The organism is Microbacterium meiriae, assembly GCF_040702565.1.
GTDB lineage: Bacteria > Actinomycetota > Actinomycetes > Actinomycetales > Microbacteriaceae > Microbacterium > Microbacterium meiriae.
The window spans coordinates 289,323-303,515 of the sequence record NZ_JBFBLJ010000001.1 but is presented as its reverse complement, the minus strand read 5'-3'; the positions used below and the strand labels follow the sequence as shown (position 1 = coordinate 303,515).

Annotated in this window: 12 protein-coding genes; 4 read left to right on the top strand and 8 right to left on the bottom strand. The window is 71.6% G+C overall.

Annotated features, from left to right (window positions below):
- The first annotated feature begins 8 nt into the window (after positions 1-8).
- Positions 9-1,352 carry an amidohydrolase family protein gene (locus AB0310_RS01440; protein WP_366236433.1) on the top strand — a complete coding sequence of 448 codons (1,344 nt, stop codon included), beginning with the start codon at positions 9-11 and terminating at the stop codon, positions 1,350-1,352.
- Positions 1,353-1,439: 87 nt separating this feature from the next.
- On the opposite strand, the gene AB0310_RS01435 is transcribed toward AB0310_RS01440, so the two are convergent.
- From AB0310_RS01435 to AB0310_RS01400, 8 genes are all read right to left on the bottom strand, one after another.
- Positions 1,440-2,429, bottom strand: coding sequence for a methyltransferase family protein (locus AB0310_RS01435; RefSeq protein WP_366236432.1), 990 nt, complete (start codon positions 2,427-2,429; stop codon positions 1,440-1,442).
- A gap of 74 nt (positions 2,430-2,503) precedes the next feature.
- A complete protein-coding gene (locus AB0310_RS01430; RefSeq protein ID WP_366236431.1) occupies positions 2,504-3,178 on the bottom strand; it encodes an alpha/beta fold hydrolase in 675 nt (224 codons plus the stop codon).
- A 34-nt stretch (positions 3,179-3,212) separates the two neighbouring features.
- Positions 3,213-3,800 carry a TetR/AcrR family transcriptional regulator gene (locus AB0310_RS01425; RefSeq protein ID WP_101846902.1) on the bottom strand — a complete coding sequence of 196 codons (588 nt, stop codon included), beginning with the start codon at positions 3,798-3,800 and terminating at the stop codon, positions 3,213-3,215.
- Positions 3,801-3,847: 47 nt separating this feature from the next.
- Positions 3,848-4,696: an ATP-binding cassette domain-containing protein gene (locus AB0310_RS01420; protein ID WP_366236430.1), complete on the bottom strand. Its 849-nt coding sequence runs from the start codon at positions 4,694-4,696 to the stop codon at positions 3,848-3,850.
- On the bottom strand, positions 4,693-6,489 hold the full coding sequence (locus tag AB0310_RS01415) for a dipeptide/oligopeptide/nickel ABC transporter permease/ATP-binding protein (RefSeq protein ID WP_366236429.1): 1,797 nt from the start codon (positions 6,487-6,489) through the stop codon (positions 4,693-4,695). Before AB0310_RS01415 ends, AB0310_RS01420 begins: the two co-directional genes overlap by 4 nt.
- Entirely contained in the window at positions 6,486-7,427 is a 942-nt protein-coding gene (locus AB0310_RS01410) for an ABC transporter permease (RefSeq protein WP_366236428.1), read from the bottom strand. Before AB0310_RS01410 ends, AB0310_RS01415 begins: the two co-directional genes overlap by 4 nt.
- 73 nt (positions 7,428-7,500) lie before the next feature.
- Positions 7,501-9,030: an ABC transporter substrate-binding protein gene (locus tag AB0310_RS01405; protein WP_366236427.1), complete on the bottom strand. Its 1,530-nt coding sequence runs from the start codon at positions 9,028-9,030 to the stop codon at positions 7,501-7,503.
- 1,201 nt (positions 9,031-10,231) lie between these two features.
- Entirely contained in the window at positions 10,232-11,194 is a 963-nt protein-coding gene (locus AB0310_RS01400) for an aldo/keto reductase (RefSeq protein ID WP_366236426.1), read from the bottom strand.
- A gap of 99 nt (positions 11,195-11,293) precedes the next feature.
- Between AB0310_RS01400 and AB0310_RS01395 the strand changes: the two genes are divergently transcribed.
- From AB0310_RS01395 to AB0310_RS01385, 3 genes are all read left to right on the top strand, one after another.
- On the top strand, positions 11,294-12,028 hold the full coding sequence (locus AB0310_RS01395) for an SDR family NAD(P)-dependent oxidoreductase (RefSeq protein ID WP_366236425.1): 735 nt from the start codon (positions 11,294-11,296) through the stop codon (positions 12,026-12,028).
- A 96-nt stretch (positions 12,029-12,124) separates the two neighbouring features.
- Entirely contained in the window at positions 12,125-13,225 is a 1,101-nt protein-coding gene (locus AB0310_RS01390; protein ID WP_366236424.1) for a zinc-binding dehydrogenase, read from the top strand.
- Positions 13,226-13,258: 33 nt separating this feature from the next.
- Complete coding sequence (locus AB0310_RS01385) at positions 13,259-14,191, top strand: aldo/keto reductase (RefSeq protein ID WP_366236911.1); 933 nt, start codon at positions 13,259-13,261, stop codon at positions 14,189-14,191.
- Positions 14,192-14,193 lie beyond the last annotated feature (2 nt).

Below are 14,193 nucleotides of genomic sequence, written 5' to 3'. Positions count from 1 at the left end.
GTGGAATAATGAGCAGCGCACTCCTCGGCGACGACGCCGACCTCCTCCTCCGCGGTGGCCGCATCCACACCGTCGACGCCACCGATTCCGTCGCCACCGCGATCGCCGTCCGCGACGGTATGATCGTCGCCACCGATGCCGCGGCCGAAGCCCTCCGAGCCCGCGAGATCGTGCAGCTCGACGGCCGCACCGCGATCCCCGGCCTCAACGACGCGCACCTCCACGCCGCGTGGCTGGGCGCACGCTGGCCGCACCTCTTCTTCTCCGACACCCCACCCGAGGAGCAGCCGACCGACCGTCTCGTGACCACAGCCGGTGAGCGACGCAGCGCCCTGCGCCGCGCCTGGGTTCTGCTCGCGGAACTCGGCATCACGAGCTACACGGAGCCGGGTATCGGCCCCGGGGAGGACGACGGGGAGACCGGCTGCTTCGGCACCGACATGCTCGAGTCCTATGTGGAGCTGCACCGCGAGGGAGCCCAGACCTCGCGCGTCACGCTGCTGCGCCTGTTCGGGACGATCGACGGGGAGAGCTCCCTGGAGGACTTCGCCGCCGGTCTCCCGGTGCCGCCGCCGACGACCGACCCGCGCTGGCTCGCGATCCCCGGCGTGAAGATCTTCGCAGACGGCATCCCGCCGATGGCCACCGCATGGACGTCCGACCCGTACCCCGACGGGACGACCGGGCACCTGCTCACCCGCGGCGACGCCGATCCGCTCAGCGCCTTCCAGCAGATGATCGCCCTGGCCGCCGGTCGCGGACTCCAGATCGCCGTGCACGCCACCGGCGATCGCTCGATCGAAGAGTTCCTCACCGCACTGGAACGCGCCGGCGAGACTCCCCCGCCGCCGGCACCCCACCACGTCGTGCACGGCGACCTCGCGACGCCGGCGCAGATCCGCCGCGCGGAGCGTCTCGGCGTCGGGTTCGCCGTGCAGCCCCTCATCGCCGCGCACACGCACTCCTGGGCGGCCGTGCAGCTCGGAGAAGCCCGCGTCGCCGCCGCCTGGCCGCTGGCCGAGATGCTCTCCTCGGGGGCGCTGACCACGCTGACCAGCGACGCGCCGATCGCCACGCCGGACTGGCGCCCCAGCCTCGACGCCTCCCTCGCCCTCCTCGCCGCCGACGGTCGGGCGGACGACGCCGCGACTCGGCGCCGGCTGCTGCGCACCATGACGGCGGACGCCGCGATCCAGGACGGTGCCGCGACCTGGAAGGGAACCCTCGAACTCGGCAGGGTCGCGGACATCACGGTGCTCGACGAGGATCCGTGCACCCCGGGGCGCCCGTTCGCCGCCCTCCAGGTCGAGCGCACGATCGTCGACGGCCGCACGGTGTTCGCGCGCGGCTGACCACCCGCCCCACGAAAACGGCGGGCGGCATGTTCACGCATGCCGCCCGCCTCTGATCCCCCTCGGACCAGTCTCGGACCGCGGTCGTCAGACCGCGGTGGCCAGGAGCACGCGCGGGCTCCCCGGCAGGGCGACGGTGTCGCGCACCGCCCACCCGGCATCCGACAGCCAACCGCGAACCTCGGACTCGGGGTACACCACGGTGCCGTCGATCACGAGGTACTCCCCCGCGTGCAGGGCATCCAGGGCGCGCTGCTCGTCGTCGTCATCGAGGAAGAAGTCGAGCACCGTCAGCGTCGCCCCGTCGGCCGCCGCCGCACGGAGTCGGCGGAAGATCTGCGCGTTCTCCTCCGCGGAGAACCGGTGGATGACGTGGTTGGCGAACACCGCGTCGTACGCGCCCTCGGGAGCCGTGGTCGCCGTGTCCCCGACCTCGACGGCGGCCCGGTCGGCGACGCCCGCCGCTGCGACCGCCTCGGCCACGCCGTCCTCGAATCCCGGGGCGTAGACGAACGTCGTGTGCAGCTCGGGGTTGCGCGCCATGACGGCGAGGGCGAACTCGGCGGACAGACCACCGAAGTCGAGGGCCCTCGTCGCGCCGGCGAGGTCGACGAGCTGGCCGAACTCCTGCGCGTGCAGGCGGTTGTACGTCATGACGCCGGCCATGAACGTCCCCCACCGCGCGTCGTCCATCTGCAGGTCGCCCGGTTGGGTGGTGTCGACCGTGTGGGCGAACTGCAGCCAGTGCGGGTAGCTGATCTCGTCGAGGAACGTGAGGAAGGGGGCGAGGTCGATCACCGCGTCCTCCCCCGTGAGGTAGGCGGACGCGTCGGGGCCCAGCGCGTAGCGCCCCTCGGTGCGGAGGAGGAGACCCTTCGCGGCGAGGGCGTCGGCGAGCAGCCGGGCGATCCGCTCGCTCACCCCGCAGCGCTCGGCGATCGCCACGGCCGTGTCGGCGCCGGCGGCGACGGCGGCGAACAGACCGATGCGGCTGGCCTGGAAGAGCTGCTTCGCGGCCATGTAGCCGGTGGCGATGTCGAGGATGCGGGCGGCGTCGGGAGTGGGGGTGTCGGTCATGGCGGATGCCTTTCGATATGTCTACGAACGTTGGAAATAAAGGACAGGAGGGGGCCGGGCGTCGATCGGGCGGGTCAGTCCGCGAGGAACCCGCGCACAGCGTCGCGGAACGCGGCGGTGTGCAGCGCCGCGAGATGATCCCCGGGGACGCGTCGCACCCGGACGTCGGGCAGCCGCGCGGCGAGCTCGTCGATGCCCGCGGCCATCGGGTCATCGGTACCGCCCAGGAGCAGCACGGGCATCGCCGGGGCAGCAGCCTCGGGCGAGAACGGCTCGGTCGCGAGCCCCTCGATGAGGTCGAGCAGATCGTCCGGGCGGTTGCCGGGCAGGCTCACCATGTGCACGATCATTCCGGTCAGCGGATCGACGGGAGCCGGTCCGCCGGCGATCGCGGCCCGAGCGGCGGAGAGGTCGACGAGCGCGAAGGGCTCCCCCGCACTGAGGCCGCCGAGCACGAGACGCCGCACCGCGACACCCGGGTGCCGGGCGAGGTCCCACGCGAGCCGGGCACCGAGCGAGTACCCGACGAGGTCGATCTCGTCCGGGCCGATCGCTGCGGCGAGCGCGTCGAGCACCGCGGAGGTCGGCACGGCTCCGAGCCCGGGGGCGTCGCCGTGCGCCGGCAGGTCGAGGACGCGGCGCGGTCGGTCGCCGAGCACCGCCGCCCACTCGCTCTCCGGCCAGTCCTGCGTGCCGCGCGAGGCGGGGCCGTGCAAGAACACCACGGGTCGTTCAGGGGGAAGGGTCATGACGGGCCGTCCTCTCGGGACCGGCCCCTCGCCCTCAGCGCAGCCGCGCGAGGAACCGGTCGATGTAGTTCTCGTAGTCGGCGATGCGGTCGCCGTCCGGGTACATGAGGTTGATGACCGTCGCCCCGACCGCCGCGGAGATGTACTCGTCGGCGAGCGGGCCGTAGTCCTGATCGCGGATCGATCCCTCGTCGCGGGCCGCCTCCATGCGCGCGATGAGCGAGGATCGCCACGAACCCAGGTGTCCGCGGTAGAGCTCGGCCAGCGACTCGTTCGCCATCGCGTACTCCCAGAGCGCCAGGAGCACCCGGCCCGCGGCGATCTGCTCCGGGTCGCGCGGCACGGTGGCCTGCAGGAAGCCCCGCAGCGCGTCGTCCGCCGCCACCGGTTCCTGCCCCGCGGCCTCCACGCCCTCGGACATCTGCTGCAGGATCGTCTCGAACGTCGCCGCGACGATGCTCTCCTTCCCGGGGAAGTAGTGCTTCAGCGCGCCGTTCGCGAAGCCCGCCTCCGCGGCGATGCTGCGCATGGTCGCCGCCTCGAACCCACCCTTCAGGATGATGCTCTTGGCCACCTCGACGATGTCCCGTCGCCGCTGGTCGTGGTCGATGATCTTCGGCATGGCGTCCTTCCGGCCGAGTCCGGGGTGTGGCGTGTTCCGGCCTGGAGCTACCGTACCGCCGCATCGGGCACCTCCCGCAGAGCGAGCCATTGCGCCCGGCGTTCCCGCTGCGCCACCGGGTCGGCGACGGGTGAGGCCAGCCGCAGGCGCTCGGCGTACGGGTGACGCGGCGCGCGGGTGACCTGCTCGCCGTCCCCGATCTCCACGATCTCCCCCCGGTACATCACGGCGACCCGGTGACAGACCCGCCGGACGACGCCGAGGTCGTGCGAGACGAAGAGGTAGGCCACGCCGGTGTCGCGCTGCAACTCGATGAAGAGGTCGAGGATGGTCGCCTGCGTGGTGAGGTCGAGTGCACTGACCGGCTCGTCGCACACGATCAGCCGGGGTCCGCGGACCAGGGCGCGGGCGATCGCGATGCGCTGCCGCTGCCCGCCGGAGAACTCGCTCGGATACCGGTCCATGCTCGTGGAAGGCAGGCGCACGCGGTCGAGCATGGCGCGCACGCGCGTGTCGGCCGCCTTCGCTCCGATGCCGGTCGTCAGCAGCGGCTCGGCGAGGATGTCGCCGATGGTCAGTGCCGGGTTGAGGGAGCCGTACGGGTCCTGGAACACGACCTGCACGTCGTCAGCGAGCGCCCGTCGAGCCTTGCCGCCGAGGCCGCCGATGTCCCGGCCGTCGAAGCGGATGCGGCCCGCGGTCACCGGGGCGAGGCCGAGGATGGCCTTGCCGAGGGTCGACTTCCCGGATCCGGACTCGCCGACGAGGCCCAGGCATTCACCGGGGGCGATGTCGAGGGAGACGCCGTGCAGCGCGCGGAAGGCGTGTCTTCCGCGGCCGTACTCGACCACGAGGTCGTCGACCTGCAGCAGGGGGTTCACCGGAACGGCGTTCATGCGGGGACCTCCGTCCGGCGGCTGTCGAGCGCGGCGCGCCCTTCGGCTTCGTCGAGCGACGCGGCGATGAGCTCGCGCGTGTACTCCTGGGTGGGCGCGGCGAAGAGGTCGTCCACGGGCCCCGACTCCACGATGTCGCCGCCGCGCATGACGATCACGCGGTCGCAGATGTCGGCGACGACGCCGAAGTTGTGCGTCACGATGAGCAGCGCCATGCCGTACTCCGCCTGCAACTCCCGCAGCAGCTCGAGCACCTCCGCCTGCACGGTGACGTCGAGGGCGGTGGTGGGCTCGTCCGCCACGAGGAGCGACGGTCGACCGGCGATCGCGCCGGCGATGAGCACGCGCTGGGCCATGCCGCCGGACACCTGATGCGGGTAGCTGCGCATCACCCGATCGGGATCGGTCAGCCCGACCCGCAGGAGCACCTCCCGCGCGCGCTGCCGGGCGGCGGCCTTCGCGAGCCCGTGCGTCCGGCGCAGCGGCTCGATGAGCTGATGCCCGATCGTGTACGAGGGGTCGAGGTTGCTCATCGGCTCCTGCGGCACGTACCCGATCGTGCGTCCGAGCAGGGCCTGGCGCTCCTTCGGCGTCGCGTGGGTGACCTCCGCGCCGCCGACCCAGATCGCGTCGGCGGTCGCCCGGCCGGTCGCGGGGAGCAGGTCGAGCACCGAGAACACTGTCTGCGACTTGCCCGACCCGGACTCGCCGACGATCCCGACGACCTCGCCTGGCGCGACATCGAGGGTCACGCCATGCACGACCTCGGTCTCCCCCGTCGGCGTCGCGTGGACGACGTGCAGGTTCTCGACGCGGAGGGCCGACGCCGGGGCCTCGTGGCGGACGCTGCCCGTGGCGGGAGCCGCGGCGACCTCGTCGCCGGTCTCGAGCACACCGCGCCGCCGCCGTCGGGCCGCCCGCGGCGTGCGCACCTGCACGAGCTCGGCGAGCGTGGAGCCCATGATCGCGAGGACGGCGATCGTGAGACCGAGCGCGGCGGAGGGCCACAGGAGCATGAGGGGGTAGGTGAGCATGAGCCGGAAGCCCTCGAGCATCATCGCGCCCCAGCTCGGCACGTTCGAGTCGCCGATGCCGAGGAACTGGAGCCCCGCCTGCATGCCCATCGCGATGCCGGCCGTGAGCGCGGTCTGGATGATGACGGGCGGGTAGACGGCCGTGATGACGTGCCGGAAGATGATTCGCGCGTCCGACAGGCCCGACACGCGGGCGGCGTCGATGTACGCCTCGCCGCGGACGGCGAGCGTCTGCGACCGCGCGATGCGGAAGTACCCCGGCACCATGAAGACGCCGACGGTGACCATCAGCAGCTCGAAGTTGTTGCGGCTGCCGGCGGCGACCACGAGGAGGATGATCATCCCGGGGATCGACTGGAGGGCGTCGCTGATCCAGGTCGCGACCCGGTCGAAGACGCCGCCGAAGTACCCGGCTGCGACGCCCGACGGGACCCCGACGACGAGCGCCGTGACGATCGTGATGAGCGCACCCCACAGTGTCGTCCTCGTCCCGTAGATGAGGCGGCTGAGGATGTCGCGGCCGGTGGAGTCGCCGCCGAGCAGGTGCTCCGGCGAGGGCGGGGCCTTGGCCGCCGCGAGGTCGACGAGGTTCGGGTCCATCGGCGCCAGCAACGGCGCGAACACCCCGACGAGCACGATGAGCACGAAGATCGCGAGCGGGATGTAGCCGCCGGGGTGACGGAGGAAGCGTCGGAACAGGCTCGACCGGCGCTTCTGGGCGGCGCGGTCGAAGGCGACGCGGATGTCTGTCGTGGTCATGCGACGCGCACCTTCGGGTTGATCCAGCCGAGCACGAGGTCGAGCAGGAGGTTGATGAGGACGACGAAGACGATGGAGACCACCGTGATCCCGAGCAGCATCGGGATGTCGCCGTTCTGCGACGACTGGTTCGTGAGCTGCCCCAGACCGGGGAGGCTGAAGATCTGCTCCACCACGATCGCGCCGGAGAGCAGGCCCACGAACATCAGGGCGATCACCGTGAGCGCGGCGGGCGAGGCGTTGCGGAGGATGTGCAGGTTCACCCGGGCGGCGGACAGGCCGCGGCTGCGGAGCGTGCGCACCCAGTCCTGGCGGCTCTGGGGGATCACGGCATTGCGCAGCTGCTCCGACACGGCGACGATGCCGCCCAGGGCGAGGGAGATCGCCGGCAGCGTGATCGAGCGCAGCCAGCCTTCGACGGACTGCGTCGGCGGGACGTAGCCCACGGCGGGGAACCACTTGAGTTGCACCGCCAGCCACATCACCAGGACCAGGCTCACCCAGAACCCGGGAAGTGCGAAGAGGAGGACGGAGATCCCCTTGATGATGCGGTCGAACCAGGTGCCGGGGCGGAGTCCGGTGATCATGCCGAAGGCGACGCCGATGACCGCGGTGATGAGGGTCGCGAGGGTCACGACGGAGAGAGTGACGGGGACCTTCACCGCGAGCTGCGCGCCGACCGGCTGGAAGTTGCGCCACGAGACGCCGAAGTCGAGCAGGACCGCGTGGGAAAACCAGTCCCAGAACTGGACGATCAGGGGGCGGTCGAGTCCGATCTTCGCCGCCAGCGCCTCTTGCTGCGCGGGACTCGCCGTGGTCCCGAGGAGCGAGGCGGTCGGGTCGCTGATCGCGAGGTGGGCGAGGAAGAACGTGCCGATCGAGACCGCGACGAGCAGGAGGATGCCGGACAGCACCCGCTTCGCCGTGAAGAGGAGCATGGGGGCCTCTCGAGGGTGAGGAGGAGGGGAAGGGGTGCCGGGGCGGCCACGTGGCGACCGCCCCGACGGGCGTTCAGCCCTGCGTGATGTACCGCAGCGTCGGGAACATCATCCCCACGACGGGCTGCAGCTGGATGCCGGGCGCCGTGTAGTAGATGTTGTTCGCCTGGTACCAGACCGACCACCAGGCCTGGTCGACGAGGGCCTCGTTGAGCTCCTTGATGGCGGCGGTCTGCGCGTCGCCGCGCTCCGTCTGCACCTTCTCGACGAGCGGGGCGATGACCTCGTTCTTCGCGTAGTCGGGCTCCGGGTTGAACCACTGCACGCTCGTCAGCTGCCGGGAGACGGTGGCCACGTCGTTGCCGTCCATCGCGAGGAAGGAGATGAACATCGGGTAGTTCGGGGCGTTGAGCTGATAGTCCGGCATCTGCATGTTGTCCCAGGTGACGGTGATGCCGAGCTCGTTGAGGGCCTGCTCGGCCGACGGCTTCCACATCTCGAAGATCGGGGACATCGGCATCGAGATGTCGAAGCCGTCCGGGTAGCCGGCGTCGGCCAGGAGCTCCTTCGCCTTATCCATGTTGAACGCGTAGGCATCGTTGAGCTCGGGGTCGTTGATGTCGCCGCCGTCCGGGAAGACCTGGTTGGTGGCCACGCCCGCACCGCTGCCGACCGCCGCGAGGACGGCCGCACCGTCGAACGCGTAGTTCAGCGCCTGGCGGACCTCGAGCGTGCCGAGGGGCTCGCTCTTCGCGCCAGTGTGGTCGGTGATGACGAGGCCCGCCCACCCGGAGACGCGCTGGGCGGTGTTCCAGCCCTGCTGCTCGGCCTGGTCGAGGTTGGCCACGTCGCCGTACTGCACGTTGATCTGTCCGCTGAGCATCGCGTTGTGCCGGGCGGTCGCGTCGGTGATCGGGTAGATCGCGAGTTCGGCGAACGGGTACGTCTTCGCGTCCCAGTGGTCCTCGGTCTTGGTGAAGTGGTACTCGGCGCCCGCGACGCTGGTGTCGCTGTCGAGCACGTACGGGCCGGAGCCGATCGGGTCGCTGCCGAGCGTGCCCGCCTCGATGGACGCCGGGGGCATGACGTAGCTGCGGCCGAGGCCCATCAGGTAGAGGATCGTGTCGTCACGCTGCGTGAGGGCGATGCGGACGGTGTCGTCATCGACCTTCTCGAAGCCCTTCGCGTTGACGTAGGCCTCACCGGACCGGGCGCCGGCCTTGAGGTACTCGAGGCTCGCGACGACGGCGTCGGCGTCGACCGGGGTGCCGTCGCTGAACACGGCGTCGGTGCGGATGTCGAGGTCGATGCTGAGGTCGTCGTCGGCCACGGTCCACTTCGTCGCGAGCGACGGGATCGGGGTGCCGTCGGCGTCGAGGGCGATCAGGGCGTCGTACACCGCGGACAGGTAGGGGCCGTCGAAGCCGATGTCGGCGAGGGACGGGTCCCACGAGGTGACGTCCAGGAAGTTGCCGATGTTGAGGGCGTCGGGGCCTTCGGCGCCGCCGCCCTCGGACGGCGAGGGCGTTCCGCCGCCGCTGCAGCCGGCGAGTGCGAGGGTCGCGGCGACGGCGGCGACGACCGCGAGGGGCATTCGTTTCATGGTTCCTTCTCTCGGGTGCAGGGGGTGGTGAAGAAGGTTCGAAGAGCCGCTGACCGGAGACCGGGACCGACGCCACTTCGATGTGTCGTGCTGGTTAGTCTACATACGTGGAAAAAGAGCGCAAGCGGGTTTCTTCCTCTGGCCGCGCGGACCGATGCCTCAGCGCGCACCCGCCTTGCTCCCCCGCGCACACCCCACCCCGTCCCGTACCCCGCCCGCCCGCACCCCGCGGGTGCAGGTGCGGGTACCGGGATCACTAACGCACCCCTGCCCTCCCCGCGCGGCCCACTTCTGATCCCGCCACTGCACCCACCCCTCCGACCTGATCAGAAACACCCCTCGGCGACGCCTTTTCGGCACCCTTTTCATCCCGCACCGGGGTGGACGACGGCGCGAACGGGCCACACTGCCGCTCCCGAGGGCCCCGCACCCCTTCCCGGGATCAAGAACGCACCTCCCACCCGGGCCCCAGGAGCACTTCTGATCCGGAGCGTGCGCGGGGCACTTCCGATCCAGCACGGAGGCGAGGAGCGCTTACGATCTGCTGCGAACACGAGGAGCACTTCTGATCCGGGGCTCCGGAGAGCGGTCCGGTCGCGCACGAGCGGCGGGCCCGGCGACCGCCACCAGAAGCGGGATCAGAATCGGCCGCACGCCCTCCCTACTCGGCGCGTTTTCGAATCGGCACGCAGAACGTCACGCCCTGCGGGATCAGAAACGTGCCCGTGGGGCGCGCGCGAGGTGCGGAACTGATCCCGCGCCCGGAGTGGGACGCGGGGGCGGAGTGGGACGGGGGCCAAGCGAGTGCGGGATCAGGAACGTGCTTGCGGGGCGCGCGCGAGGTGCGGAACTGATCCCGCACGCGGAGTGGGACGCGCGGGCGGAGTGGGACGGGGCCGAGCGAAGCGGGATCAGGAACGTGCTTGCGGGGTGCGCGCGAGGTGCGGAATTGATCCCGCACGCGGAGTGGGACGCGCGGGCCGAGTGGGACGCGGGGGCGAGCGAGTGCGGGATCAGGAACGTGCTTGCGGGGTGCGCGCGAGGTGCGGAATTGATCCCGCACGCGGAGTGGGACGCGCGGGCGGAGCGAGGCGGGATCAGAAACGGGCCTGCGGGACGCGCGGGAGGTGCGGAAGTGATCCTGGACGCCGGGGAAGCGGGCGGGGGAAGCGGGGGGAGGTGCGGGTGGGAGGCACGGGGGTCACCAGGTGCCGTCGGGGCGGACGGCGTGGTCGACGCGGCAGTCGGCGAGGGCGGCGCGGACCTCGGCGCCGTGGTCTCGGACGAGGGCGAGGGCGGCGTGGTTGTCCTCGAGCTGCGCGACGCGAGAGGCACCGAAGAGTACGTTGGCCGTCGCGGGGTTCGCCAGACAGAAGGCGATGCCGAGGGCAGCCGGCGTCACCCCGAACTCCCCCGCGACCCGCGCGACCTGGGGGTACACGGCGAGGATCCGCTCGCGGATACCCCCGACATCGGCACCGATCTTGCGCTGGGGCATCCGTCCCGTGGCGAGGATTCCGCCCTCGAACACGTCGGAGGCCTGCAGCGTGAGGGTTCCGTCGGCGAACAGGGGCCCGTAGGCGTCGCCCTCCGCCATGGCCCGGCGCGCGATGCCGTACTTGAGCTGCGCGAACGCGGGGCCGACCACCCCCTGAGCGGTTGCCTCGGCGAGCGCCGCCCTGGTGTCCGCGATCCGCCAGTTGTTGATCCCCCACGAGTCGACCAGGTCGTCGGCGATGAGGGCGTTCACGTCGGCGACGAGTCGCGGCATGTCCGGGGCGTCGAGGTAGTCCCCCACCACGAGGGTGTCGAAGCGGTCGAGGCCGGCCCGCTCGAGCGACTCCTCGATCTGCCCGCGGAAGCCCTGGTGCGGCCAGTCCCACAGCCAGAGCTTGCCGCAGAGCACGACGTCGACACGGTCCACCCCGCTCGCCCGGAACGCCTCTCCGAAGAGGATGTCGGTCCGGGAGTTCTCGGCATGCGGCCCCATGTTGTAGTACGCGATGTCGAAGAATCCGGCATCGAGGTCGACCGCCCGCTGGATGAGCTGCACGGCATCGTCGAAGCCCATGCGGTCCCAGGTGTTCCACGATCCGAGGGCGAGCGGCGGCACCGTCGCACCCCGAGGAGACAGCGGCTTGCGGGGGTATGTCACATCGGGCATGAGGGCTCCTTCGCCGTCTCGGGGCACGGGGTTGTGTTTTTCTATGTTTGTAGAATATAACGGAGGAATCCCATCGGAACACCGTCAGTGAGGACGACCATGACCGCTTCCCCGCGCCGCATCCTCGTCACCGGAGGAGCCTCCGGGCTCGGCCGCGGCATCGCCAGCGCCTTCCGCGCCGCCGGGCACGAGGTGTTCCTCGGCGATGTGAACCTCGAGGCCGCCCGGGCCGTCGCCGCCGAGATCGGCGCCACCGCCCTCCCCCTCGACATCGCCGACGAGGGCGCGGTCACCACCGCCGCCGCGCAGCTCGCGGAGGCCGGCGGGCTCGACGTCCTCGTCAACAACGCCGGCGTCGTCGCCGGTGGGGGCACACTCCAGGAGGTCGCGGTCGACGCGGTCGACGCGGCCCTGCGCGTCAACGTCCGCGGCACGTTCCTCATGCTGCGGGTCTTCGGCGGCCTGCTCGCGGCCGCCGGCCACGGGGCCATCGTCAACATCTCCTCCATCGGCGCCCGGCAGCCCACCCCGGGCCTCGGACACTACGAGGCCACGAAGGCCGCGGTCGACGCGCTCACCCGGACGGCCGCCATCGAGCTCGCCGGCTCCGGGGTGCGCGTCAACGCCGTCGCCCCCGGTCCCGTGCTCACGCCCCTGACCGCCGACTTCGCCTCGAACCCCGATGCCCGCGCCGCCTGGGAATCGCGCATCCCGCTCGGCACCATCGCCGAGGTCGACCAGGTCACCCCGCTCGTGCTCTTCCTCGCGAGCGAGGCCGCCAGCCACATCACCGGGGTCTCGGTCCCCGTCGACGGCGGCCAGCTCCTGGTCTGACCCCCGTCCCCCTCCGTGCGGGATCGATCCCGCCCCTCCCTGGCACCGCGGAGGACCGTTTTCGATCCCGCCACCCGCCCCGCGACTGGAGAACCCATGACCCTCCCCACCACCACCCGCGCCGCGGTGCTCACCGCGCACGGCGAGCCGCTCACCCTGCAAGAGCTCCCGCTGCCCGCCGAGATCGAACCCGGCGCCGCCCTCGTCCGCATCGCCTGCACGACGCTGTGCGGCACGGACATCGAGATCTGGGAAGGGAAGATGTCGTTCCCCGGCATGCTGCCCATGGTCCTCGGTCACGAGATGGTCGGCGAGATCGTGGCCACCGGACCGGACACCCGCGACGCGCTCGGCCGCCCGCTCTCCCCCGGCGACCGGATCGGTTGGTCGGAGTCCACCTGCGGCGAGTGCCACGGCTGCGTCGTGCTGCGCGAGCCGGTCGCGTGCTCCCGCCGCGGCTACGGCTTCCTCCAGCGCGCCGACGTTCCGCCGTTCGCGACGGCCGGGCTCTCCGAGTACGCGTACGTGACCCCGGGTGCCGCCACGCTCCTGCTCCCGGCGACCGTCAAAGACACCTGGGCCTCCATGGCGGGCTGCGCCGCGAAGACCGTCCTCCGCGCGTTCGAGCGGGCCGGCCGCATCCGCCCCGGCTCCCGCGTGGTGGTGCAGGGCTCCGGCGCCCTCGGCATCTTCGCCACGGCAGTCGCGAGGATCGCGGGTGCCGGGCAGGTCATCACCGTCGGTGCTCCCGCGGCCCGCCTGGAACTCGCCGCCCGCTTCGGCGCCGACGCCGTCGTCGACTTCCGCGACGGGCCCGTCGTCGACCAGGTCCTGGCGCTCACCGGAGGCCAGGGAGCGGACCACGTGTTCGACTTCGCGGGCGCCCCGAGCGTCGGACCGGACGCCGTCGGCATGGCCGCCCAGCGCGGCACCGTCGCGATCGTCGGCTCGACCGGCCCCGCCGGAGACGGCTTCGCCCTCAGCACGATCATGGGCAAGGAGCTCACGGTGGTCGGCTCGCTCAACGGCGACATCTCCGACTACGCCCGCGCGATCGACTTCTTCACGGCGTTCGCCGACCGCTTCCCCTGGGACGACCTGTTCAGCGCCCCGGTCGGCCTCGCCGACGCCTCCGCGAAGATCGCCCACATGCACCACCTCGATGAGGTCAAGGCCGTCATCGACCCGAGCCTCTGAGGAGCACCATGACCACCCCTCCCCCACCGAGAGATCGGCCACAGCGGTCTGCACGCCTCCCTGTTCTCCCTCGGCTCCTGGCACACTTACGACCGCATGGACTTCGCCGACGCGGTGGCGCTCCTCCGCGAGGCCACCGACCGCGGCGTGAACCTCTTCGACGTGGGCGTGTACTCCGCACCCGGCGCCCCGCCCGTCTTCACCGACGTGATCTTCTCGGCGATGGTGCACGCGGCCGGGCTGCGCCGAGAGGAGTGGCTGCTGTCGTCGAAGCTCTGGCTCGAGGCCTTCGGCGCCGACGGCTTCCGTCCACAGCTCGAGAACGCGCTGATGCGGGTGGGAGTCGAGCACGCCGACCTCGTGATCCTCGGCGACCTGCGCCGCGACGACCTCGAGCTGCGCGACCTCGTGCTCGACCTCGCCGCCCTCGCCGACGCCGGCCTCATCCGCGCGTGGGGCGTGAACAACTGGTCGGCGGGGAGCATCCAGAACCTGATCGACCTCGCCGCCGCGGAAGGCGTGCCCGGCCCGCAGATCGCGCAGCTCAAGTACAGCGTCTCGCGGCGGTCGATCCCGGACGGCGAGCCCTTCGCGCGCCTCTGGGAGCAGGGCCTCACGCTGCAGGCCTCGGACTGCCTGGAGGGCGGGATCCTCGCCGGGAAGGTGAACGGCGACCGGCAGATCGGGCGCGACCCCGGCGGCATCCGCGAACGGATCATCGCCGACGTCCCCGCGTTCACGGCGGTCGCCGACGACCTCGACGTGACCCCCGCCCAGCTCGGCATCGCGTTCACCCTCACCCACCCCGCCCTGACGACGACGCTGTTCGGCGCCTCCCGCGTCGCGCAGCTGCGGGCGAACCTCGACGCGGCCGCCCTCGTCGACCGCGTCGGCGCCGCCGAGCTGCGCCGTCTCGTCGAGCCCTTCTGGGCCGACCGCGGGGTCGTCGACCCCGAAGGCCCCTGACG